The organism is Paenibacillus sp. 2TAF8, assembly GCF_052114825.1.
Lineage (GTDB): Bacteria > Bacillota > Bacilli > Paenibacillales > Paenibacillaceae > Paenibacillus.
Genome location: NZ_JBFRFN010000034.1, coordinates 1 through 22,738, shown reverse-complemented (window position 1 = coordinate 22,738; position 22,738 = coordinate 1). Strand labels below are relative to the sequence as shown.

23 protein-coding genes are annotated in these 22,738 nt (G+C 46.0%); 18 read left to right on the top strand and 5 right to left on the bottom strand.

From position 1 onward, the window contains the following. Positions 1-107: 107 nt before the first annotated feature. From AB4Z30_RS28345 to AB4Z30_RS28310, 8 genes are all read left to right on the top strand, one after another. Positions 108-1,439 (top strand): ABC transporter substrate-binding protein, encoded by a 1,332-nt coding sequence (locus tag AB4Z30_RS28345; protein ID WP_441930979.1) that lies wholly within the window; start codon positions 108-110, stop codon positions 1,437-1,439. 168 nt (positions 1,440-1,607) lie between these two features. Continuing rightward, a complete protein-coding gene (locus tag AB4Z30_RS28340; RefSeq protein ID WP_441930978.1) occupies positions 1,608-2,492 on the top strand; it encodes a carbohydrate ABC transporter permease in 885 nt (294 codons plus the stop codon). Further along, entirely contained in the window at positions 2,489-3,319 is an 831-nt protein-coding gene (locus AB4Z30_RS28335) for a carbohydrate ABC transporter permease (protein ID WP_441930977.1), read from the top strand. The genes AB4Z30_RS28340 and AB4Z30_RS28335 overlap by 4 nt, the downstream gene beginning before the upstream one ends. A gap of 45 nt (positions 3,320-3,364) precedes the next feature. Further along, positions 3,365-4,852, top strand: a complete 1,488-nt coding sequence (locus tag AB4Z30_RS28330; protein ID WP_441930976.1) for a glycoside hydrolase family 32 protein — start codon at positions 3,365-3,367, stop codon at positions 4,850-4,852. An 84-nt stretch (positions 4,853-4,936) separates the two neighbouring features. Further along, entirely contained in the window at positions 4,937-6,433 is a 1,497-nt protein-coding gene (locus AB4Z30_RS28325; RefSeq protein WP_441930975.1) for an alpha/beta hydrolase family protein, read from the top strand. A gap of 24 nt (positions 6,434-6,457) precedes the next feature. After that, complete coding sequence (locus AB4Z30_RS28320; protein WP_441930974.1) at positions 6,458-6,859, top strand: MerR family transcriptional regulator; 402 nt, start codon at positions 6,458-6,460, stop codon at positions 6,857-6,859. A gap of 174 nt (positions 6,860-7,033) precedes the next feature. After that, complete coding sequence (locus tag AB4Z30_RS28315) at positions 7,034-8,092, top strand: serine hydrolase domain-containing protein (RefSeq protein WP_441930973.1); 1,059 nt, start codon at positions 7,034-7,036, stop codon at positions 8,090-8,092. Between the two features lie 59 nt (positions 8,093-8,151). Next, positions 8,152-8,481, top strand: a complete 330-nt coding sequence (locus AB4Z30_RS28310) for a hypothetical protein (protein ID WP_441930972.1) — start codon at positions 8,152-8,154, stop codon at positions 8,479-8,481. 261 nt (positions 8,482-8,742) lie between these two features. Here AB4Z30_RS28310 and AB4Z30_RS28305 read toward each other — a convergent pair whose 3' ends face one another. From AB4Z30_RS28305 to AB4Z30_RS28290, 4 genes are all read right to left on the bottom strand, one after another. Next, positions 8,743-9,420, bottom strand: a complete 678-nt coding sequence (locus AB4Z30_RS28305; protein ID WP_441930971.1) for a deacylase — start codon at positions 9,418-9,420, stop codon at positions 8,743-8,745. A 107-nt stretch (positions 9,421-9,527) separates the two neighbouring features. After that, entirely contained in the window at positions 9,528-10,496 is a 969-nt protein-coding gene (locus AB4Z30_RS28300; RefSeq protein ID WP_441931002.1) for an ABC transporter ATP-binding protein, read from the bottom strand. An 86-nt stretch (positions 10,497-10,582) separates the two neighbouring features. Beyond that, positions 10,583-11,383, bottom strand: a complete 801-nt coding sequence (locus tag AB4Z30_RS28295; RefSeq protein ID WP_441930969.1) for an ABC transporter permease — start codon at positions 11,381-11,383, stop codon at positions 10,583-10,585. Next, positions 11,380-12,156, bottom strand: a complete 777-nt coding sequence (locus AB4Z30_RS28290) for an ABC transporter permease (RefSeq protein ID WP_441930968.1) — start codon at positions 12,154-12,156, stop codon at positions 11,380-11,382. The genes AB4Z30_RS28295 and AB4Z30_RS28290 overlap by 4 nt, the downstream gene beginning before the upstream one ends. Before the next feature lie 304 nt (positions 12,157-12,460). Here AB4Z30_RS28290 and AB4Z30_RS28285 point away from each other — a divergent pair, with 304 nt between their 5' ends. From AB4Z30_RS28285 to AB4Z30_RS28240, 10 genes are all read left to right on the top strand, one after another. Continuing rightward, on the top strand, positions 12,461-13,303 hold the full coding sequence (locus AB4Z30_RS28285) for a DegV family protein (protein WP_441930966.1): 843 nt from the start codon (positions 12,461-12,463) through the stop codon (positions 13,301-13,303). 214 nt (positions 13,304-13,517) lie between these two features. After that, positions 13,518-14,234 carry a response regulator transcription factor gene (locus tag AB4Z30_RS28280; RefSeq protein ID WP_441930964.1) on the top strand — a complete coding sequence of 239 codons (717 nt, stop codon included), beginning with the start codon at positions 13,518-13,520 and terminating at the stop codon, positions 14,232-14,234. A 5-nt stretch (positions 14,235-14,239) separates the two neighbouring features. Next, on the top strand, positions 14,240-15,196 hold the full coding sequence (locus AB4Z30_RS28275; protein WP_441931001.1) for a sensor histidine kinase: 957 nt from the start codon (positions 14,240-14,242) through the stop codon (positions 15,194-15,196). Between the two features lie 178 nt (positions 15,197-15,374). Then, positions 15,375-16,298: an ABC transporter ATP-binding protein gene (locus tag AB4Z30_RS28270; RefSeq protein WP_441930962.1), complete on the top strand. Its 924-nt coding sequence runs from the start codon at positions 15,375-15,377 to the stop codon at positions 16,296-16,298. Beyond that, a complete protein-coding gene (locus AB4Z30_RS28265) occupies positions 16,291-16,989 on the top strand; it encodes an ABC transporter permease (protein ID WP_441930960.1) in 699 nt (232 codons plus the stop codon). Before AB4Z30_RS28270 ends, AB4Z30_RS28265 begins: the two co-directional genes overlap by 8 nt. Positions 16,990-17,107: 118 nt before the next feature. Beyond that, positions 17,108-17,920: a bifunctional hydroxymethylpyrimidine kinase/phosphomethylpyrimidine kinase gene (gene thiD, locus AB4Z30_RS28260; protein ID WP_441930958.1), complete on the top strand. Its 813-nt coding sequence runs from the start codon at positions 17,108-17,110 to the stop codon at positions 17,918-17,920. Positions 17,921-18,214: 294 nt separating this feature from the next. Then, positions 18,215-18,895, top strand: coding sequence for a response regulator transcription factor (locus AB4Z30_RS28255; protein ID WP_441930956.1), 681 nt, complete (start codon positions 18,215-18,217; stop codon positions 18,893-18,895). After that, on the top strand, positions 18,892-20,655 hold the full coding sequence (locus AB4Z30_RS28250; protein WP_441930954.1) for a sensor histidine kinase: 1,764 nt from the start codon (positions 18,892-18,894) through the stop codon (positions 20,653-20,655). Before AB4Z30_RS28255 ends, AB4Z30_RS28250 begins: the two co-directional genes overlap by 4 nt. 21 nt (positions 20,656-20,676) lie before the next feature. Beyond that, positions 20,677-21,222, top strand: coding sequence for a CDP-diacylglycerol--serine O-phosphatidyltransferase (gene pssA / locus AB4Z30_RS28245; RefSeq protein WP_441930952.1), 546 nt, complete (start codon positions 20,677-20,679; stop codon positions 21,220-21,222). A 14-nt stretch (positions 21,223-21,236) separates the two neighbouring features. Then, the gene (locus AB4Z30_RS28240; protein ID WP_441930950.1) at positions 21,237-21,722 is read left to right on the top strand and encodes a DedA family protein; all 486 of its coding nucleotides are present in this window, start codon (positions 21,237-21,239) and stop codon (positions 21,720-21,722) included. 613 nt (positions 21,723-22,335) lie between these two features. On the opposite strand, the gene AB4Z30_RS28235 is transcribed toward AB4Z30_RS28240, so the two are convergent. Beyond that, the coding region (locus AB4Z30_RS28235; RefSeq protein WP_441930948.1) for a hypothetical protein at positions 22,336-22,738 on the bottom strand (403 nt) is incomplete at its 5' end.

Genomic DNA, 22,738 nt, shown 5'->3' with positions numbered 1-22,738 from the left:
ATATTTTTTGATCGATATGTCAAACGATTGACATGTCAAACCTTTGACATTATAATCTGACTTGTAAGCGTTTCCTCTTTACACAAATGAATGGGGGCCATAACAAGATGAAAAAAGAACAACGGTGGACGGGAATTTGGGTATTGTCATTGATTATGATGCTGGTTCTGTCAGCCTGCGGAGGGAAAGCAGCCACAGATTCAAATGCTTCCTCGGGGTCAAACGATGGTGGCAGCGAGAATGTCAAAATTACGATGCTCAACTCGAAATCAGAGATTAACGATCAACTAGATCAGGCTGCCAAAGACTTTCAAGCGGAAAATCCAAATATTACACTTGAGATTGTACCCGTAGGCAGTGGACAATCTCCGTTCGAAAAGGCCTCTGCCCTCTATGCATCAGGTAATCCGACAACGATGATGATGCTGGATACCGGAGATGTTGAGAAGTTCAAGGATCGTGTTCTTGATCTCACTTCGGAGCCTTGGATGAAAGACGCGGTAGAGAATAGTACAACGGCTACAACATTTGATGGCAAAAATTACGCTTTCCCTTTCTCCATTGAAGGATATGGATTCATTTATAACCAGAAAGTGCTGGATCAAGCGGTAGGTGGAACATTTGATCCCAAATCGGTAGAGACAACAGCGCAACTGGAGGACTTGTTCAAAAAAATAGCAGCTGCCGGCAAAGCACCTTTGATTATTTCACCAATGGATTGGTCACTTGGAGCGCATTACCTGCCGCTTGCTTATGGTGGACAATCCGCAGATCGTTCCCAAGTGGATCAATTCATGAACGATCTGAAAGCAGGCAAAGTAGATCTGGCGTCCAACGCAGTATTTAATGGTTTGATGGATACATTTGATGTGATGAAAACGTACAATATCGACAAGGCTTCACCACTTTCCGGTACGTATGAGCGTGGACCCGAAGTGCTCGGCAAGGGTGAAGTGGGGATCTGGTTCATGGGGAACTGGGCTTGGCCACAAATTTCCGGATTTGATACAGCAGATGGTAAATACGGCTTCCTGCCGGTTCCTGTGAGTAATAACGCAGCTGACTTCGGCAATTCACAGATTTCTGCTGCTGTATCCAAACGTATTTTGCTCGACAAAGAAAAAAGCACACCAGCACAACAAGAAGCTGCGAAGAAGTTTTTGGACTGGATCGTTTATAAAGAGAAAGGTCAGGATTTCCTGGTCAAACAAGCCAGCATCATTCCAGCATTTAGTAACATTGAGCTGGAGCCAGCTGACCCACTCGGCAAATCCATTAGTGAATACATCAAGGCAGGCAAGATTGAAGAATCCATGAGCACACTGCCAGCCGATCACTGGTCCAAATTGGGAGCTTCCATGCAGAAATATTTGGCTAATGTTATTGATCGTGCCGGACTTGCCAGCGAGATTCAAGCTTACTGGACTAACGTAAAATAAATGATTTCGTGTGGCTTTACACACCGCATCAAGGGAAGTTTTTCTCCATAGGACTGATGCTTGATATGAGGGTCAGACAGAAAATAACATAAGTTACTTCTGTCTGGCCTATCATACCGGCGAACCGCTAGGTTCATGACATGGAGAGCGATAGAGTGGAGGATGACAATGCTTACTGAAAAGGGATTATGGACACGTCTGCGCACTCGCCTGATATTTACTGGCCCTACGTTGTTTGCTTTTGCGACAGTAATGATTATTCCGTTTTTGTATGGTATCTATTTAACGTTTACGAACTGGGATGGCATTGCAGTAGATCAAAGTTTTGTTGGCTGGGATAACTATATCGGCGTGTTCAAGGACACCGTGTTCTGGAAGTCGTTTGGTATGACGCTGGAGTATGTATTTATTACGGTTGTGTTAACCAACGTTGTTGCCTTTTTGCTTGCCTATGCCGTAACCCGGGGAATCAAGGCGCAAGGTTGGTTTCGAGCCGGATTTTTCTTGCCCAATCTTGTAGGCGGCATTGTGCTTGGTTTCATCTGGCAGTTTATATTCAATCAGGTACTTGTATTTGCAGGTCAAAAACTGAACCTACCGTTCTTCTCCGCTTCCTGGCTGGCTGATCCGGACAAAGCTTTCTGGGCGCTCGTGATCGTAACCGTCTGGCAGTATGCTGGTTATATGATGGTCATTTACATCGCGGGTTTGATGAACGTACCACGAGATGTGCTGGAAGCGGCAAGCATTGATGGAGCAAGCAATCGTAGAATGCTGATGCGCATCGTACTACCACTGATGGTTCCTTCCTTTATCGTGTGTGTCTTCCTGTCACTGCAACGTGGATTTATGGTGTACGATCTAAACGTATCCCTTACAAGCGGCGGACCTTTTAAAAGTACAGAGATGGTTTCTATGCATGTATATGAGCAGGCCTTCCTCGCGCGTGATTATGGGCTTGGTCAGGCTGAAGCCCTTGTTCTGTTTATCCTTGTGGCGACCATTACATTGCTTCAGGTGTATTTTAGCAAAAAGCTGGAGGTCGAGGCATGATGGCTGGACAATCACGTATGTTGAACGGACTGAAATTAGCAGCCTTAGTCCTGGGCATGATCCTATTCGTATTTCCCTTTGTACTGCTAATCTTGAATTCATTTAAAGCCAATCAGGCCATTACTTCTGATCCGCTTGGTTTACCCAGTTCTTTTCAACTTGAAAATTACGCTAATGCGTTTGATAAAATGGGTTATTTATCGGCCTTCAGCAATACATTGCTGATTACCGTTGTCGGTGTACTGCTCATTGCACTCTTCTCTGCGATGACTGCACATTATTTTGTTCGGCATCACAGCAAGCTGAATCAGTATCTTTTTTTCCTGATGGTAGCGGCGATGATTATTCCGTTTCAGGCGATTATGATTCCGCTTGTGAAAATTTATGGCTCACTTAGCTTGCTCGATAACAAATGGTCACTGATCTATATGTACATCGGCTTTGGTAGCCCGCTTGCCGTATTTATTTATCATGGCTTTGTCAAAAGCATCCCGCTGGAACTGGAAGAAGCGGCTCTAATGGACGGCTGTGGAAGAGTGCAGACCTTTTTCCGTATCGTGTTGCCGGTACTTCTGCCCACGACCGTTACGATCAGTGTGCTGAACGTTTTATGGATATGGAATGACTTTTTGCTCCCATCGCTTGTGCTTACGTCGTCTGAGCAACGAACGTTACCGTTGTCGACCTTTTACTTCTACGGAACGTACACTGTGGATTATGGTCCGCTGATGGCTGGATTGGTATTGACACTGCTGCCTGTACTGATTGTATATCTGTTTGCGCAGAAGTATATTATACAGGGAGTTATGCAGGGCGCCATTAAATAAGTTCAACAAGGCGAGATAGAGATATAGAGACTGGAGTGAAGACATATGAAACATGAAGCGCAGAGCGAAAATCGTTATACCCTTGAAAGGGCAAAGGCGTATATAGAGGAACATCGTCACAACGTTAATCCAGTCTATCGTTTGGGCTATCATCTGATGCCGGAAGTCGGCTGGATGAATGATCCCAATGGTTTTATTTATTTTAATGGCATGTATCATATGTTCTATCAATACTATCCTTACAAGCCGGTATGGGGACCGATGCATTGGGGCCACGCCGTGAGTCATGACTTGGTTTCATGGTCGTATCTGCCTGTGGCATTAGCACCGGATCACCCGTATGATCGCAACGGCTGCTTCTCTGGTAGTGCTATTGTTCAGGATGGAAAACTCGTGCTTATGTATACGGGGCATGTAGTCACCGGGCCAGACAAAGATAAGGATTACCAGCAGACACAGAATATCGCTGTGTCAGAGAACGGAATTGATTTTGTCAAAAGCGAGTTGAACCCGGTTATTGGATTACATCAGATTCCAGAATATACAAGTCCTAAGGATTTTCGTGATCCCAAAGTGTTTGAACGGAACGGCATGTATTATTGTGTGCTTGGGTCCAATGATGATACAGGAAACGGAAATATTCTGCTCTATCGTTCAACAGACTTGTTGAACTGGACTTATGTTAATGTGCTGGCTCAGAGCGACGGAACGCTAGGCGACAATTGGGAATGTCCAGATATATTCTCGCTGGATGACCGGGATGTCCTGATTATGTCTCCGCAACGTATGCCAGCCCAAGGTGATCAGTATCGGAATCTACACTCCACCGTATACATGATGGGAACACTGGATACGGACAAGGGAGTGCTTCAATATGACGAGTATGTTCCGCTGGATTGCGGCTTCGATTTCTACGCACCCCAGACGATGGAGGATGCACAAGGACGAAGAATAATGATGGCCTGGATGGAGACATGGGAGAGTGAAATACCCACACAAGCATCTCATGCCTGGGCAGGCGCCATGACATTGCCGCGCCAATTGATTCGTAAGGGAGAACGTTTGATATTCCAGCCGCTTCCCGAACTTTCCAAGTACAGACTTGCAGGTGTAGAACAAAAGGCTCGTTCAGTGGAAGATGGCACACATGATCTTGGTATCAGCGGCGATTGTTATGAATTGCATGCTGTATTTGAAGCAGCGGAGGCTCAGTATTTTGGATTAAAACTGCGCACAAGTGAACATGAGGAAACTGTTATTACTTATGATGTACAGGAGCGGCGCTTAAGCATGAATCGCGATCGTGCCGGACAAGGACTTGGCGGAGAGCGTGCAACGACAGTAGATCTTCATGAAGGCAAATTGGAGCTTCGTATTTTTGTGGACATTAGTTCAATTGAAGTTTTTATTCAGCAGGGAGAGCAGGTTATGTCTGCACGGATATATCCTGATCCTAACTCTAAAGGGATTGAAGTTTTTTCACAAGGAAAATGCACACTTACAGAGCTTCGCAAATGGGATCTACAAGTATAAAACCTAATACAGTAATACTCCTTGACCTTGAAGTATACTTCAAGGTTTATTGTTGTTGTATCAACAACGTTTGGAGGAAAAATCATGAAGATATTTGAATGGATTTTCGTACTAGTAACGATAGTAGGGGCGCTGGGTTTACCTTTTTATGCGAAAAAGCGAAAACTTGCGATAGGCATGCTGAGTGCCTTGGTTATTGCATTTCTGCTACATGCGATCATGGATTCAGTACGGGGGATGTTACTGCCGTCTTATATTGTCGCGCTCATACTCTTTATCCTGTTAATCATTCAAGTGATTAAATGGACTCGTAGTGTTGGAAGCATGACACCGGAAATATATAAGAAAAAGTCAAAAGGGCGTACTTGGCTTCACGGCTTGTTGATCCTCATTCTTGCTGCATTCTCTGGTGTTGGATCAGGAATGCTGACTCGGTATTTCCCGGCATTTACGATGCCCGAACCAACGGGGCAATTCGCCATCGGTACATTTTCACAGCAGATCGTGGATGAGTCCCGTGAAGAGACTCTTTCCCCTGAAGCCGGAGACAAGCGGGAACTGATGATTAATGTATGGTATCCGGTCGATCCGGAGGCTGCAAAAGGCATTAAACCGGAGTCGTATCCTGCCGAATTGGGGGAAGCAATCAGTCTGGTGTTTGGCATCCCGCCTCAAGTATTCAGTTATCTGGATACGATACCTACACATGTGGTCAAAGGTGCAGCGATGTCTAATGCAAGCAGCTCTTACCCTGTTGTCCTGTTCTCTCCCGGTGTCCGGTCTGCCCGTTTTCAAAGTATGACTGCGGTTGAGGAGCTGGTCAGCCATGGCTATATCGTCGTAGGGATGGATCATCCGTATACGTCGGCTCGAGTAACATTCCCGGATGGTCACAAGGTTTCTTATGATGCCGGGCCAGAATTTGCAACATCGGAAGAACTGTATCAATATAATGTACAGGGAGTGGGCATTCGTGCGGCCGATGCACGGTTTGTACTCGACACGCTTGAACAGTGGAATGTGAGTGATCCGAATCAGGTGCTGGAGGGCAGACTTGACCTGAACCATACGGGCATTATGGGACATTCGTATGGCGGGGCAACAACAGCAGAAGCACTCGCACAGGATGAACGTTTTCATGCAGGACTCAGCCTGGAAGGTGGATTTTGGGGCAGTGTTTCCAAGTCATCGCTGAAACAGCCTTTTATGTACATCATGTCTGGTAAAACAGCTAAAAGTCTGGGCCCCAATCCTACCGAGCATGAAAAATTATTCTATCCCGAATTCGAACCCGATCTGAAACATGTTATGAATAACAGTCTGAATGATACTTATTATCTGACCGTGGATGGATTTTTCCATCAGAGCTTCACGGATATTGCGTTAATCTCACCGCGTTTGTTTGCCAAGAATATGTCTGCGGAGCATAATATCGATATTACGAGAAGTTATGCACTCGCCTTTTTTGACCGTTGCCTAAAAGGTGAAGCACAACCTCTGTTGCAAGGAAGTTCAGCCAAATTTCCAGAAGCATCTTATGATCACGAATATACGCAGATACGTAACAAACAAGCGCGATGATTCAGTTGGAAAGGGGAGAGCGTTGTGCAGACCATGACAAGAGGCCAATTGGCCAAAAAGACAGGAGTAAGTATGGCCACGCTTCGTTATTATGAGGATAGCGGCATATTGCCTGCTCCACACCGATCTTCCAACGGATATCGCGTGTATACCGAGGATTATCTGGTCAAAGTCAAGTTCATCAAGGATGCACAGATGCTCGGTTATTCGCTGAAAGCCATACAGGAAACGCTGGAGCTACTAAGCAATGACGATATGGAAAAAGAAACATTGAAGACCCTTGTTCGCGAACGGATTGCCGATATTCAACAGCACATCGATCATCTGGAGCAGATGCAGAGACATCTGGCGGGATTGTTGCTTACACCCGAGGACGATATCGATAGTTATATCCAGTCCTTTAGAGTAGAGAAGAAAGAGCCTTAATCACGGCTCTTTTTCTATTTTAAGAGCAGATAAGCAGCCTTTAGCTAGCAGGAAATGGAGGTAGAGAAACGAATATAACGGATACAACGCACGCTTTAATTCTCCATTCAAGGTTGGTTAGCGTGATCTTCATATGAAGTAATTGATCTACACCAGAGAGGAGCACTATGTTACATGAGGGATATACAAGGTTTTGTTTCTGATTATATTAAAGGTAAAAGACATCTTCATCTTGAGATTGGTATCGTTACCAAGGGAGATATCGAATATCATTCATTCGCCAATCCTCCAAGGCAGAGCACAGTTGCTCCTGAACACCAATTGTTTGAAATTGGATCTCTAACCAAAGTGTTTACAAGTATGCTTTTACTGGAATTAGAATATCAACAACGACTTTCTACCGATGATACAGTCAGCAAGTACATACAACAGGGCAAGAACGATTATTTGAAGAAAGTTACCTTGAAACATCTGGCTTCACATACGTCTGGATTACCCAGATTAGCACCAAACCTCTCCTCGAAAAAAAATCGATACAATCCATATTCCAGGTATGCGGAGCAAGATTTGCTTGCCTTTTTAGCTGATGCGGATTACACGGAACAGATCGGTTCTTTTGAATATTCCAATACAGGTGTGGGGTTATTAGGATACATCTTATGTAAAGTCACGGATCTTACATATGACGATCTGCTGAAAAAATATATAACAAATCCTTTAAACATGATGGAAACTGCCGCTGTGCTGAATACAGAACAGAACAGCCGATTGGTGGATGGACACACTTCAACTGGGAAAGTCATGCCTCACTGGGATATGAACGGAGTACACGATGGAGCGGGAGCAATCAAGTCATCTGTTCACGATATGAGTTTATTTGTACAAGCCAATCTCAATGAAAACCACCCGCTAGCCTCTGCCATGCAACGAAGTCACGTGCCTATTCAAATCGGAGAATCAGAGCTTTATTTCGGGTGGCAAGAGGATACAGCGTTGGATCAGAATATTTTGTGGCATAATGGCGGTACCTTTGGTGCTACCAGTTATTTAGCTATAAACAAGGAACAGGGCGTAGGGGTCGTATTATTATCCAATTACTGTTTTGGATCAGCCGATCGTGTGGACGTGTATCTGGATGCGATCTACAAGGTTTTCACGAAAAAAGATCTGTATCCACTCACATTTTTGGAGCCTGTAGGCAAGGATATACTGGAATCCGTGATGCAGAAATAAGTACTCCTAGTAGAAGTCGTGTTTTTGCTTATTCCTATATATTAAAGGAGGAATCCGGCATGTTTGATGAGTTGGAAATAGCCATAAAAGAGAGGATACAAGAAAGGTACAATATTCTGGAAGAACTGTATTCCATATGGTTTACAACAAGTGAGTCGGCTGTTGTTCCTAAAAGCGCATTCTACCAAACAGAACATATAGAAAAACATAGGGCGATAACCTATTTATTAGATAGGAAATATATTGTAGCCGATTTGGTAGAAAATGATGTTGAAATGGTTGCAATTACAATAACCCCCGATGGAATTGATTTTTATGAACATGGATACTTGAGCGGAAAAGCTAAAGGTTTTCAGGTTGTTTCTGATATAAAAAATATGGAGCAATAAAGCATAGAATCGCTGCTTCAAAATCGATTTTACAAGTCAGTTTACTCATAAGGAGCTGCATGGATGGAGTTATTCAAAGCGTTTAAAGAATGGTCTGATCAAAATGATGGTCAGATTGAGGATATTTCAAATTTTTTTTCTGTCTCATTACCTCCTGGCTACATAGACTATACTTGAATCCATATAGCAAAAATAATCACCTCCAGTGCACCCCAAGATGTCAATCATCGGGTTTTCTGCATTGGAGGTGGTTTTTTTCGCTCAAGTCAGGCCTGCTTCTCGTAGAAAATAATGCACAATTTCCGTCTGATACTTGATCCGCACCGCGCGTTTCAGGCTCCAGCACGTTTCAACGGTGACAGATTTCGCTTGCAGTACCCTTGAAGCCGCTGTCCGAGCGGAGCCCGGTAGCTCATGCCGCTTCAGGTTAAAATGATGCTTGCCCACCGGTATAGAACGGTTCATGCGTTCAATAACCCTGCGGCAGATCGGTACGCTTGAGCTGCCGGGGTTGGTGATCAGCGTTTGTCCGAGCACGCGTGGACTGAGCTGTGACAGACCATTGGCTTCATGCAGATCGAGCCACCAGTCAGGCTGATACTCTCGTGCAAGCTTGAACACGGCGGCTGCCAGTGGATGCTTGGCTCTACCAGCTCGGCGGCGAGGAAAGGTGCGGTTCAGGTCAGGCTTGCCTCTGATTTTTTTCACATAAGCCTGCTGGTTGACTCTCGGCACAATAATCAAGGTTCCGCGATGGATCACATGCCGCCACGAGGCACAATCATCAGCAAGTTTCTGCGCAGCGGCCATACTCGCTGTTTCATTGCCATGAACTCCAGATGTAATCATCATGACGGGTCCGGGATTCGTTCCGCGTACGATGTAATAAGGCGTAGCATAGGGACTGGGTGCAGCAAGAACATGTCTGGTCACAAGCATGACCCTCACCTCCGTTACTAGAGTACGTCATGTCCCTCTCTCCAGTAACGGCGTTCGAACAGCCTTGCAACCCGTTTCATCGTAAAATAGGCCAACCCCTGGACTAATCAATAGACTTTGTGTATAACATCCTCGAAGTCCGGTTCTTTCATCTCAATATCGTCAATCTCTCCCCACTGCTCCAGCTCCTTCAAAATGTCCATCGTACGCCATTCCTTCCGGTTCACAAGTGCAGTGAGCACCTGATTGTCCATACTTGTAACCTGAATGGCGGAAGGCAACGCATCTGGCAGTTGAACCCGTCCACGGAAGGCCACACGGATCAATGTAGGCAAACCGATCGTATCCCGAAGGGAGGCGATGGTTCCGTCATAGGTCAGTTGTCCGTGGTTAATAACCATGACGCGGCTGCATAGCTGTTCGATATCATCCATGTCGTGTGTAGTGAGCAGAATGGTTTTGCCAAACTCTTCATTTAATGTGCGCAGGAATTGGCGAATATTTCGCTTCGCATTCACGTCCAGTCCGATGGTGGGTTCATCGAGAAAGAGTAGCTCTGGATCATGCAACATGGATGCCGCCAGATCGGCCCGCATGCGCTGCCCAAGAGAGAGCTTGCGAACCGGGGTCGCCCAGAATGATTCGAGATCCAGCAGTTCAGCGAACTGGGACAGCCGTTTCTTTTTGACATCCGAACTCACGCCGTACATCTCTGCCAAAATGTCATAGGAATCTTTCACGGGTAAGTCCCACCAGAGCTGACTTCGCTGTCCGAACACAACGCCGAGCTTGCGAACCGTTTTACGTCGTTCCTCATGTGGATTCATCCCGCCAAGCATCACCTCACCCGCAGTCGGGTGAAGAATGCCTGTCAGCATTTTGATCGTGGTGGATTTGCCAGCTCCGTTTGGGCCGATGTAACCAACAAATTCCCCTTGCCGGATATCAAAGCTGATATCACGAACCGCTTCTTTGGTCACATACTGGCGTGAAAACAAGGTGCGTATCCCTGAGAAGCGGCCTTCCCGCACGACAGGGGTTTTGAATTGTTTTTGCAGATTACGTGCTGTAATCATATTCATGTGTATTTCGCCTCCTTCGTTGATGCATATAAATTGAATAAATGCTTTTTACACAGACACTCCGATGACAGAAAACCTCTCTAACTACCCGTGCTTTGATATTTAGTCATGCCGAACGCCCAGAATCGTAAACTTGAAGCCAAACAGATTATCGCAACCGCCGCAATGACTGCCAGTACCCAGGCGCCGCCTTCACCGCGCAACAGGTAGAGAGAGGGAATATAGTTTACAAATCCGACTGGGATGGCGGTCAGCAGGAGACCTGACATCCATTTGGGATAGAGGGTGAGCGGATATTGAGCTGCTGTGCGGGCCGCATCTTCTGTAATGACCTGTAGTTCCTCAATACGTGTGGTCCAGAAACCAAGTGTCGCTGTGGCAAGTCCGATGGAAAAAAGAATGATAGCTCCAGTCACAATGACAAACAGAGAGAGTGGAATAACCATCCAGCCGATCTGCTCGCTGTTCATCATACCTGCCAGCGACCAGCACAGAATGAATCCGCCCTGAAGCACTTCACCAATCATGATGCGGAAGTTCTGCGGCATTAGCGCAAGTAGGACAGGCATGGGGCGCGTCAGCAGTTGGTCCAGCTCACCGCCCACCAAATATTTCTCCAAATGATGCACTTCATTGCCGAATGTGCGATATAGCGTTTTGGATAGTGTCATAATCGCAAAAAGATAACCGATCTCATGTAATGACCAGCCCTTGATCGCACCAAATTTGTGTAGTACCAATGCGACCATCAGAAACTCGGAGATTTGAATGAGTGCAGCGAGAATGGATCCTAACACGAAATTGAACTTGTACTGCATCCGGCTGCGGATGCTTGTTCGAATGAGTATTTTATATAAATGGAACCATGAGATTGGCTTCATCCGCCCTGCACCTCCACTTTACGACGTAACAATTTGGTCATGGCAAGACAGAGAAGGGTCATGAACACACACCAAAGTAAGGTTCCCCATAGGAAGGAGCCGTCTTCAAAACCAAGGTAAATTCGGGTGGGGACGTAGAGCAAGAAAGGATAAGGCGACAGCCAGGCCAGTTGTTCCAGCCATTTCGGCAGCCATTCCAGCGGGATGAAGAAACCAGCCATCAGGTTCATCAGGGCATGATTGGCCCAGTGCAGCCAGGATGACTCCGTAGTCCACATGGATGTGACACCGATAATATAGTTCATGCAGATGGACAAGTATGCAGCGCCGGCAAGTGCAAGTGCGGCATATCCAAGAGTCCAGGCCTCTGAAGGCCATTTCAGGGAAAAAACGATGGAGTAGAGCAAATAAATTGGAAGGCTTTTGTACACGAACTGGTAGGCGATCTGCCCCCATTCCCGTGCCATCAGGTGAGTGAACAGATGTACCGGACGCATGAGATCCAGTGCAATCTGCCCTGTCCTGACACTAAGCGGAATGCCGAGTCCATTGGTCAGGAAGCCTGAAATCCAGAGTGATGCTTGCGTGAACGCAATGTAACTGATCATCCCCTGAACTCCGTATTCTCCAAGCTGGTGGTCGGCCCCGATGCCGATCCAGAGACAGGCGTACATGTAACCAAACATAGCGCTTGCCAGGTTATGTACCATGTGTGCCCCGCGATATTGCAGGTTTCGGGCGTAGGCTTTGGAAGCGAGTGTAAGATAAAGCATATGACACCTCCGATAAGTGGATTGAACGGCGGACCCGTTCACTTCAGTCAAGGCGAAAAAGAGAGAAGGACAATAGCATACCAATTTATCCCTTCACAGGCAAGACATTTTTTTAGATAATACTGGAATTTTAGGGTTGTTCATGAATGCGCCACAAGACAGGCCGGGGTCAAATCCTCTATAATTAAGAGGTAAGACCGCAAACGTTTACAATTGTTTTTATTTAAATTTAAAATAACCGCCGGGCATGTGCCTGACGTTTGGTAGAATACCAGCACGAAAGCCGGCAAGAGAGAAGGATGTCATGAAGAAAATTGCATGGGTCACCGACAGCACCAGTACAATCGATTCCGCTTTTGCGGAGCAAAATCATATCTATATCGTGCCGCTGCGCATCGTATTTGGCGAGGAATGTTATCGGGAAACCGAGGAAATCTCGTCGGATACATTTTATGAGAAACTGGCAGCTTCTTCACACGCGAGCAGTTCACAGCCGCCGATTGGTGAATTTATTGAACTGTATGAGTCACTGAAGGACAAGTATGATGAGATTATTGCGATTCATTGCTCTACGGAACTTAGCGGAACGCTCCACACCTCGATGCAGGCTGCGGACATTGCAGGCGCGACGGTTACCGCAATTGACTCAAAGGCAGGAGCCTATCCTCTTCGCGAGATGGTTATGCAAGGCCTGGAATGGCAGAAGCAAGGATGCTCGGCCACCGAGATTAAAACCCGCATTGAACAGATGATTGATAACATGTCTTTTTATCTGATTCCTGGCAGCCTTCAGAATCTTCACCGTAGCGGACGTGTGAGTGGAACACAGCTGATTATCAGCCAACTGCTCAAAATAAACCTGTTGCTCCGGTTTGAAGAAGGCAAAGTGGTGGTGAACGAGAAGATCCGCACATTCAAACGTACCAAAGAGCGTATGCTCGATATGCTGAAGAAAGACATGGAGAAAGTTAAACATGTGTGTATTATGCATGCGAATAATGATGATGAAGCCCACACGATTAAACAGCAGATCGCAGAAATTCTTCCTCGCTTGAAGACAGAGATTATGCCGTTTATTCCAGTGGTCAGCATTCATACTGGATCGGGTACAATCGGATTGTGTTGGATTCGCGGTGAACAAGCATAGCTGATAGCTGTAGGAGAAACATTGATCAATACTGCTAATCATTGAAGAGAAGCAATAATCTCATCATAATTAACAACATATTTAACATCATAAATAAAGTCATAAAAACCTGATGAAGCCCAAGTATGCTTCATCAGGTTTTTTGATCTGTCATTGCCAATCTCATCAAACTGTGAGGTAATGAAGGAAAATGTTTTATGCCGGAGGGAAGCCTATGTCAAGTCATCGCTTGCTGCTTGTGGAAGACGATCGTTCGATTAGTGAGATGGTTGGCCCCTATTTGGAAAAAGAGGGCTTTGACCTTACATATGCCTATGACGGACTGGAGGCAGAACGGCTATTCAACGAGGCGAAGCCTGGTTTTGCCCTGATTATTCTTGATTTGATGCTGCCGCATCGCAGCGGGATGGATGTCTTGCAAACCATTCGCGCCAGTAGTCTGGTGCCCGTACTCATTTTATCTGCAAAAGATGGGGATGTGGACAAAGCGCTTGGCCTCGGTTTTGGGGCGGACGATTACCTGAGCAAACCGTTCTCCCTGATTGAGCTGACGGCCCGCATCAAAGCCGCCATCCGCCGTGCCAATTATACGGCTCAGCCTGCTGAAGAAGCGGTGCAAAATCACCGAATCATGATCGGCGGACTTGTAGTAGATATGGAAACGTATGAGGTAGAACGTGAAGGAGAACCGATCAAGTTAACATCCAAGGAATTTGGCATTTTAAAATTATTGATCACCCATCCCGGTAAAGTGTTCACCAAAGCACAGATTTACGCGTCTGTCTGGGATGATCATTATTATGGAGACGAAAATGTAATCAACGTACATATGCGCCGCCTGCGAGAAAAGCTGGAAGCAGATCCCTCGGATCCACGTTACATCAAAACGTTATGGGGCATTGGATATAAGCTGGAGGCAGAGCTGGTATGATCATTATGCTCTGGTTGCTTTCTTTATCTACGATACTGCTCGCATGTGCTGTCATTGCGCTTGGATTGAAGCTTCGTAAACGAAGTACACATCTAACCTATATTCACAACAAAGTGTCTGGCATTCTGGAGCAGGGCACATTTGAACGATTGCTGGTATTTGATAGTGATGCACAGGTAAGCCGGTTGTTAAATGACATGAACCGGTTGCTGGAGCATACTCATCTGGCTAAGGCTGACTATGTCAACCAGGAGAAGGAGATGCGTCATATGCTCTCCAACATTTCGCATGACTTGAAGACACCGCTGACGGTTGTATTAGGATATAGTGAAACGTTGCTGCACGGTGCGTCTTTGACGGATGCAGAGCGCAGGGTGATGACGGAGAAAATACAGGATAAAGCACAGGAAGTGCTGCGTTTAATGCATTCCTTCTTTGATCTCGCCAAGCTTGAATCGGGAGACCGTGAGCTGGAACTGAGCAGGGTGAATATTAGTGAGCTGTGCCGTGTCAAAATGTTATCGTTCTATGAATTGCTCATAAAGCTCGGGTTGCAAGTGGAATTGGACATTCCCGAGCAGGATGTGTTCGTTCGCGCAAACGAAGAGGCGCTCGATCGCGTGCTGGACAACCTGATTACCAATGCGATGAAATATGGCGCCGACGGTAAGGCGCTCGGAATATCTATACTGAACCGAGAAGGAGAGTCAGTTACGGTGCAGGTGTGGGATCGCGGAAAGGGCATTCCGGAGCAAGAGCACAGCAGGGTCTTTGAACGGATGTACACGCTGGAAGATTCGCGTAATCGGATGTTTCAGGGTAGCGGTCTCGGTCTAACGATCACGAAGCGACTGGTCGAACGCATGGGTGGACGTATTGATGTTCATAGCGTGCCACATCAGCGGACGGTATTTTCTTTTACGTTGAAAGAAATGCAGGACGTGAAAGATCGAACTATATAAGTTGAACTATTCTTTTTCACGTCATCGGAGTAGGCTGTGTGAAATCTTTAGTTCAACTGATATAGCACAGGTTTTAACTTAAGGTTTTTGTAAGATTTGATTAATAAAAAAGCAGACTTTTTTCTTTACAATACAGATATAAGCACCCCATCAAGGGGACGTAAAGGAGAATGACCAGATGAGTTATATTGCACGGACAATAAATCTAACCAAGGTCTACGAAGGGACTGAGGTTGTATCCGGTGTTAACATGAATATTAAACAAGGGGAAATTTACGGGTTTTTGGGTCCGAACGGGGCAGGGAAAACGACGTTAATGAAAATGTTAACTAATCTTGTTAAACCTACCGCTGGTGAGATCGAACTCTTTGGCGAAAAACTGAATCCGGACTCTTACGAGCTATTGAAACGAATGGGCAGTATTATCGAGTATCCCTTTTTCTATGACAAACTCTCAGCTTGGGAGAACCTAGATCTGCACTGTGAGTACATGGGGTTCACGAGTAAACAGATGATTGGAAAACATATGGAAATGGTCGGTTTGAAGGATGCGGGCAAGAAGCCTGTAAAGGAATTTTCTCTCGGTATGAAGCAGCGTCTTGGGCTGGCGCGTGCGCTGATTACAACACCCGAGTTGTTAATTCTGGATGAACCGATCAATGGACTTGACCCGGTGGGCATCAAAGAAATGCGAGATCTCTTCAAACGATTAAGCAGCGAGTATCGCATTACCATGCTGATATCCAGTCACATTCTAGGTGAGGTAGAACAGGTTGCAGACACCATTGGCGTCATTCGGGATGGAAGGCTTGTTGAAGAAGTATCCATGGAGAGCATTCGTGGCAGTCATACCGATTATATTGAAGTACAGGCTTCAGATCCGAAGAAGGCTGCATACGTCGTAGAACATTTGCTGCATCTGAGCAATTATAAGCTGTTTGATGAGAAGACATTGCGTGTCTATGACCCGGGTTTAACGACTTCCGATCTTAACAGCAAATTGGTTCAGCACGGGGTTGCGGTGGAGTCGATTTCTAAACGTTCACACTCCCTGGAAGAGCACTTCATGGGTCTGATGAAAGGGGCTGATGACGTTGCTTAAACTTATTCGTCTGGAATGGCGCAAGCATCGCTTTGCCCGGAATTTCGTAGGTGCAGGTATTGCCAATGTCTTCATTCTTCTATTTATTATCATGATTGGTATCATAGAGTTTGGGGCTGAAGACTATCCTCTGGCCGACTACCACAGTGCCTTCACCTTGATTGACACTTTTGTCCGAGCGGTCTTTATCATATTCGCAGGTTCCCTGATATCCAAATTGATCATTAGCGAGTACCGGGACAAAACGATGAATGTCATGTTCACCTACCCGATCAAGCGGCATAAAATTATCGCTGCGAAGTTAATGTTAGTTTTTATTTTTACGTTTACGATGATTATGTTTACGGACATTCTAATGGGTGTTCTCCTGCTGGCGGCAAATCAATATTATGGTTTTATTACCGAGCCGCTGGGGTCGGCAGCATTGGGGCAGATGACACTTAAATACACGATCAGTTCGCTCTCGGCAGCTGCGATGGCTCTGATTCCTCTGTTTTTTGGGATGCGCAAACATTCGGTGACTGCGACTGTAGTTTCTTCGGTTCTCCTTGTTTTCATTGTATGCTCCGGTTTCGGCGGCCCTATAATGTCGCTAAATAATATTATTGTAATTCCGTTGACTTTGGGAGCGATAGGATTATGGATTGCTACACGTTCCATGACACGACTGGAGACCAAAGATGTGAATTAAGACATAAGTTCTTTTCCTTCTGAAAACCATGCTCCGCTTGGCCTCACATGCCATTGACATCCGCTCGTACAAGGGATAGGATAGTGTCAACTGAAACACGAAGGAGAATAGAACGACCATGACGATTCCAAAAACATTAACTATCGCTGGCTCGGATACGAGCGGTGGCGCAGGCATTCAAGCGGATTTGAAAACATTCCAAGAGCTAGGCGTATACGGCATGACCGTACTAACAACGGTTGTTTCCATGGAACCTGAGACATGGGATCACCAGGTCTTTCCTGTAGAATTAAATGTAGTCGAAGCTCAGCTTCGCACTGTATTGGACGGAATTGGTTTTGATGCGATGAAGACAGGTATGCTGGGTTCGGTCGATATCATTGAGCTGGTGGCGAAACATATTCGCCGCAGTGGTCTGCCACAGATCGTTATTGATCCGGTTATGGTCTGCAAAGGTACGGATGAAGTGCTGCAGCCGGAAAATACAGAAGCCATGATCGAATTTTTGTTGCCAGGAGCAGATCTCGTAACGCCAAATCTGTTTGAAGCTTCCCAACTGGCAAAGAGTGGTCCGATTCGCTCCAAAGAGCAGATGGAAGCTGCCGCTGCTACAATTCATGCGCATGGTGCCAAACATGTTCTGATTAAGGATCGCGGTGTGATCAATCCAGGTAAGGCTATGGACTTGCTTTACGATGGGACAAACTACGAATGGTTCCAAGCTGATGTTGTTGGCTCCGGGTATACACATGGTGCGGGATGCACAACATCTGCTGCAATTACGGCTGGGTTGGCCCGTGGCCTATCGGTGAAAGAGGCTGTGCGTGAAGGGAAAGCTTTTGTAACCAAAGCGATTGCTGGCGGGTTCCCGTTAAACCGCTTTGTTGGTCCTACACTTCATGTGGCACATCGTTTGGAGCATCAACGTTAATCAAGGTTTGGAATGCACATATCCGGAGTAGGACAGGCTGCATTCCATGGCATAATTTGGATTAACATATCTATAAATTTCATCTCAGGAGCGGTCAACAAACAGTGTATTACTTGTTGGCTGCTTCTTTTTTTGCGTATTTTGATAAAAAATAGTAACTTTTGGTATATATTAATCGTATATATGGTGGAGCCGATTTTTGCGTATAACTGGATTGATCTGGATAAACCAGGACACATGAACGACACATGAAGCAGGTATGTTAACTGTAGAAATAGAGAAGGAGAGTCGGTCATGATCAGAACCGTGCTTCTGGTAGAAGATGAAAGCCGCATTCGTGAGATTGTGGCCGATTATTTTATAAAAGAACAATGGAATGTTATTGAAGCTGAAGATGGAGTGCAGGCACTGGAACAGTTGGCTTTGCATGAGGTAGACCTGGTCATTTTGGATGTATTGATGCCTGAAATGGACGGGTGGACATTATGTGGTCATATTCGTTCCACTTCTGCAGTACCTATTATCATGCTCACCGCAAAGTCGGAGGATGATGACAAGATTCACGGATTCCAGTTAGGTGTAGACGATTATGTGACCAAGCCGTTCAGCCCCCGCGTTTTGGTTGCGCGGGCGGAGACGCTCATGAAACGAGTGGAAGGGGCAATGGGGCGAGAGCAGGGTGTGATTCGCTTTGGCGAGGTCACGCTGGACCCTTGGGCCAGACGTCTGGAGAGAAGCGGAATTGAGGTAGAACTCGCACCCAAGGAATATGATCTGCTGCTCTATCTGGCCCGGAATGCGGGTATTGTCTTATCCCGGGAAGCGATATTAAATCGGATTTGGGGATTTGATTTTGAAGGAGATTCCCGTGTAGTAGATACACATATCAAAAAACTCCGCAGTAAACTGGGCGATGAAGCAAAATGCATTCGTACCGTCATTGGTACAGGATATCGATTTGAGGCAGAAGCATGAGACGAAATGGCGTAACGATGAAGCTGTTTCTGGTCATGGCCGGATTTGTGGTTCTGCTATATGGGACAACGGTGCTTGCCCAGCTGATCTGGTTCCCCGATTTTTACCAGCATCAGAAGATTACGAGTATGAAAAAGAAGCTATCCAAGTTTGAGCAGCAATACTCTGCCAGTCACTGGAGTGATCTGCAACTTGCCAAGGAAACGGGCAGATTCATGCGTCAAAACCAATCCCATCTTGTCATTTTGACGAACACAGGCAAGCTGGTGAATGATCCTTTTCACATTACATTGCTTCAGGAAGACGGCAAACGTGTGAAGGTGTCTCTGTCTCTTTTTATTAATAGTGAAAACGCAGGCTGGATCAGATCCCATCTGAAATTTGGTCAGAAGCTGACGGTGAAGGGTCCCTCCAGCGATCAGGATCAACCAGAACCTATGGTATATCCTTTCAAAATCCAGGATGGGTCTTCTACCGCATGGGGGACAGAAGGCTTTCAGGAATCTTTATTGCCTGTACAGGAGTGGACAGGGGTGCTAACAGAGGTTGTACTGCCTGACCTTGCTACATGGAGTCAGAGGCAAGGGTTGCTTGTGCAGGCTCTGGACAGCCGATTCCCGTTGTCGTCAGAAGACCGGAAAAAGCTGTCTAATGGCAAAATGATCAATGAAGAATGGACAGAGAGCTGGAGCGGAGTACGTAACATCGTTACCATTGCTCCTGTGCACCGTGCCGATGCGGAGCAACAGTTGATTTTCTCTCTCACCTCCCTGCAGGAGGTTCGGGAAGCGAATGAGGCTACTCGTTTATTCTATGGATACTTCGGTATAGGTGCCTTTGTATTGATTCTGCTGCTCGCGCTCTTACTGTCCAAAATCATAACCAAGCCGCTGCTCGCTTTGAATCATGTGGCGAAAAAGATGTCCACCCTGGATTTCACGGTGAGATCATCGATCCGGCGCAAGGATGAGATTGGGAGCCTTTCTGATAGTCTGAATGCTTTATCAGGCACACTGGGGCAGACGCTGGAAGAGCTTAAGGAGGCCAATGATCAGATGCGTACCGATATGGAATTGAAGCAGCAGATTGAACAGCGTCAGCGTAAGTTTTTTGCCGATGCTTCTCATGAACTCAAGACACCGATAAGTATCATAAAGGGATATTCTGAAGGGCTGAAAGACGGCGTTAGTGAAAACAAACGGGAACGTTACATTGAAGTCATTGTTGACGAAGCCATTAAGATGGAAACGATGGTGGAGGAAATGCTGGATTTGGTCAGACTGGAATCTGCTGCAATTCAACTGAATACCGGAGCGATTGCTCTGTCTGACATGATCGAAGATATTGCTGGGCGCTTGGGGCCCCAGTTGAAAGATAAAGGACTTGAAGTGGTACTTGTCTCCACAACGGAGCAGACCATTGAAGGGGATCGCAGCAAGCTTGAGCAAGTATTTTATAATATTATGATGAATGCTATACGCCACGCGGTTCCGCAAACCGATATAATGATTGAGATTAGCAGGCATGACGGTTGTGTTCATGTCACGATTGAGAATAAAGGCGAACACATAGCGGAAGAGGAACGTCAATATATATGGGAGAGGTTCTATCGTGTAGAGCGCTCGCGCAATCGCAAAATGGGAGGGACCGGGCTAGGCCTGGCCATTGCGAAACAGATTTTGGATCTGCACGGATGTGGTTATGGTGTCGAGAATACACCGGATGGCGTACGTTTTTATATTACATTTCCTAAAGCCTAGTATGAAAGGAAGTTAAATTTTATGAAGTCTTTACCATCCATTTTAACCTTGGGGAATTTAAGTTCTGGGATGCTTGCGGTCATTATGGCGATTCACGGGGAGTTTGCCTTGGCTGTAACAATGATATGGGTAGCGATGTTCTTTGATTTGTTTGATGGATATGCAGCACGCAAGCTTCATTGCGAAGGGGAATTCGGCAAGGCACTAGACTCGCTCGCCGATGTGGTTTCCTTTGGGACAGCGCCCGTGCTGATTTTGTACCTCAATTCGATGACAGAAGTGGGGATGCTCGGTATGGCACTGACGGCACTGTTCCCGGTATGCGGAGCGCTTCGTCTTGCGCGTTACAACTGCCAGAAAACACCCGTTAGCGGTTTTGTCGGGATGCCGATTACGTTTGCAGGTGGGTTGATGTCATTCTTCGCCCTGTGGAGTCCTTATTTTAATCAAGGTGTAGCGTATCTTGTTATTGTTGTATTATCCGGTCTCATGGTTAGTCAAATCCGTTTCCCTTCACTAAAGCAAATACTGCCCTCTCATGAGAAGGATATTGTGGAACCGAAATAAGGAGCGAGTCAAGTATGGAGTTTGCTAAAGAATTTATTGGTCAATACGGATATTTTGCGATTTATGGATTACTTGCTCTTGGCGTCATTGGGATGCCTATCCCGGATGAGGTGATGATGACCTTTGTCGGTTATCTCGCCTCCATCTCGGTTCTGAATTATTCCGTGTCCATCGCGGTCAGTTTTGGCGGAGCGTTTACAGGTGGGCTACTGAGTTATACGATTGGCAGAAAAGCGGGCAGACCCCTGTTTGACAAATATGGTAAATGGATCGGCGTAAATGCCAAGCGGTTCAGCAGGGTGGAGACATGGTTTCTCAAATATGGGTCCTGGTCTATTATTCTCGGTTACTTTATCCCGGGCATTCGTCATCTGATGTGCTGTTTCTCCGGCATGAGCCGCATGGCGATGGGCAAATACGTTATTGTTTCGAGTATTGGCGCATTTGCTTGGTGTGTCGTGTTTATCTCCATCGGTTTCTATGTGGGTGTGTTAACCTAGATTGGACAACCTTTTTGTGTCAGACGGACGGACTAATTTCTAAAATACATCTTAGGATTGAAGACCTCTTTGCGTTTAAGGTGGTCTTTTTTTTGCTGTGTATATTTTATGAAAAGCAACAGCAATAGCTTAAAATAAGCCGCCAGAAGCGCATCAGAATGACATCAGAATCTTACCAGAATCATACCAGAAGCGCATCCGAACTACATCAGATGCACACCGCCAGTACAGCAGAACCAAACCAGAAGCGTATCAGAACTATACTAGACACACGCGAGAACCAAACCAAGAAGTACAACAGAAGCGCACCATAAGCACAACAGAAGCGCATCAGAAGCACAACAGAAGCAAGTACAGTAGAAGCACGCCAGAAGCGCACCAAGAAGCACAACAGAAGCACACCAAGAAGCACAACAGAAGCAGATCAGGAGCACACCACATCAGCACTATACCAATTTCGTCTTTATTTTATGCTAAGCCCATCCTAGATCAGCAAACTTCATAGCAAGTCCACTACAAGCCAGTTCAATTTCACTAATCTCCGAGAGAGCTATTCAAATAGACCAATGACATGTAAAACTCCTCCTCAAAATTCTAACGATCACAGATGAGCTTATTTGCACGATTTTGAGCTCTCTGAAATTCTAACGATCACCAGGGAGCTTATTTCAGCAAAAACACATAAAATAGACCTGTTTTCGCACCAAATGATCGAAATAAGCTCTCCTGAGATCGTTAGAAAATCAAAAGGTGTAATATACGCCAAATAGCGTCTCTGGTGATCGTTAGAAAACACTACACCATGGAACAACGTCTTCCAAGCGAATCCAACCACTGCACCACGGAACAACGTCTTCCAAGCGAATCCAACCACTGCACCACGGAACAACGTCTTCCAAGCGAATCCAACCACTGCACCATGGAACAACGTCTTCCAAGCGAATCCAACCACTGCACCACGGAACAACGTCTTCCAAGCGAATCCAACCACTGCACCAYGGAACAACGTCTTCCAA

Bases quoted from the DNA above. Each gene is read 5' to 3' on its own strand.
- AB4Z30_RS28250 (WP_441930954.1), top strand. From the start codon at position 18,892: ATGAGACGAAATGGCGTAACGATGAAGCTGTTTCTGGTCATGGCCGGA.
- AB4Z30_RS28285 (WP_441930966.1), top strand. From the start codon at position 12,461: ATGAAGAAAATTGCATGGGTCACCGACAGCACCAGTACAATCGATTCC.
- AB4Z30_RS28270 (WP_441930962.1), top strand. From the start codon at position 15,375: ATGAGTTATATTGCACGGACAATAAATCTAACCAAGGTCTACGAAGGG.
- AB4Z30_RS28275 (WP_441931001.1), top strand. From the start codon at position 14,240: ATGCTCTGGTTGCTTTCTTTATCTACGATACTGCTCGCATGTGCTGTC.
- pssA (WP_441930952.1), top strand. From the start codon at position 20,677: ATGAAGTCTTTACCATCCATTTTAACCTTGGGGAATTTAAGTTCTGGG.
- AB4Z30_RS28240 (WP_441930950.1), top strand. From the start codon at position 21,237: ATGGAGTTTGCTAAAGAATTTATTGGTCAATACGGATATTTTGCGATT.
- AB4Z30_RS28305 (WP_441930971.1), bottom strand. From the start codon at position 9,420: ATGCTTGTGACCAGACATGTTCTTGCTGCACCCAGTCCCTATGCTACG.
- AB4Z30_RS28325 (WP_441930975.1), top strand. From the start codon at position 4,937: ATGAAGATATTTGAATGGATTTTCGTACTAGTAACGATAGTAGGGGCG.
- AB4Z30_RS28340 (WP_441930978.1), top strand. From the start codon at position 1,608: ATGCTTACTGAAAAGGGATTATGGACACGTCTGCGCACTCGCCTGATA.
- thiD (WP_441930958.1), top strand. From the start codon at position 17,108: ATGACGATTCCAAAAACATTAACTATCGCTGGCTCGGATACGAGCGGT.
- AB4Z30_RS28300 (WP_441931002.1), bottom strand. From the start codon at position 10,496: ATGATTACAGCACGTAATCTGCAAAAACAATTCAAAACCCCTGTCGTG.
- AB4Z30_RS28255 (WP_441930956.1), top strand. From the start codon at position 18,215: ATGATCAGAACCGTGCTTCTGGTAGAAGATGAAAGCCGCATTCGTGAG.
- AB4Z30_RS28345 (WP_441930979.1), top strand. From the start codon at position 108: ATGAAAAAAGAACAACGGTGGACGGGAATTTGGGTATTGTCATTGATT.
- AB4Z30_RS28335 (WP_441930977.1), top strand. From the start codon at position 2,489: ATGATGGCTGGACAATCACGTATGTTGAACGGACTGAAATTAGCAGCC.
- AB4Z30_RS28315 (WP_441930973.1), top strand. From the start codon at position 7,034: ATGAGGGATATACAAGGTTTTGTTTCTGATTATATTAAAGGTAAAAGA.
- AB4Z30_RS28295 (WP_441930969.1), bottom strand. From the start codon at position 11,383: ATGAAGCCAATCTCATGGTTCCATTTATATAAAATACTCATTCGAACA.
- AB4Z30_RS28330 (WP_441930976.1), top strand. From the start codon at position 3,365: ATGAAACATGAAGCGCAGAGCGAAAATCGTTATACCCTTGAAAGGGCA.
- AB4Z30_RS28310 (WP_441930972.1), top strand. From the start codon at position 8,152: ATGTTTGATGAGTTGGAAATAGCCATAAAAGAGAGGATACAAGAAAGG.
- AB4Z30_RS28290 (WP_441930968.1), bottom strand. From the start codon at position 12,156: ATGCTTTATCTTACACTCGCTTCCAAAGCCTACGCCCGAAACCTGCAA.
- AB4Z30_RS28280 (WP_441930964.1), top strand. From the start codon at position 13,518: ATGTCAAGTCATCGCTTGCTGCTTGTGGAAGACGATCGTTCGATTAGT.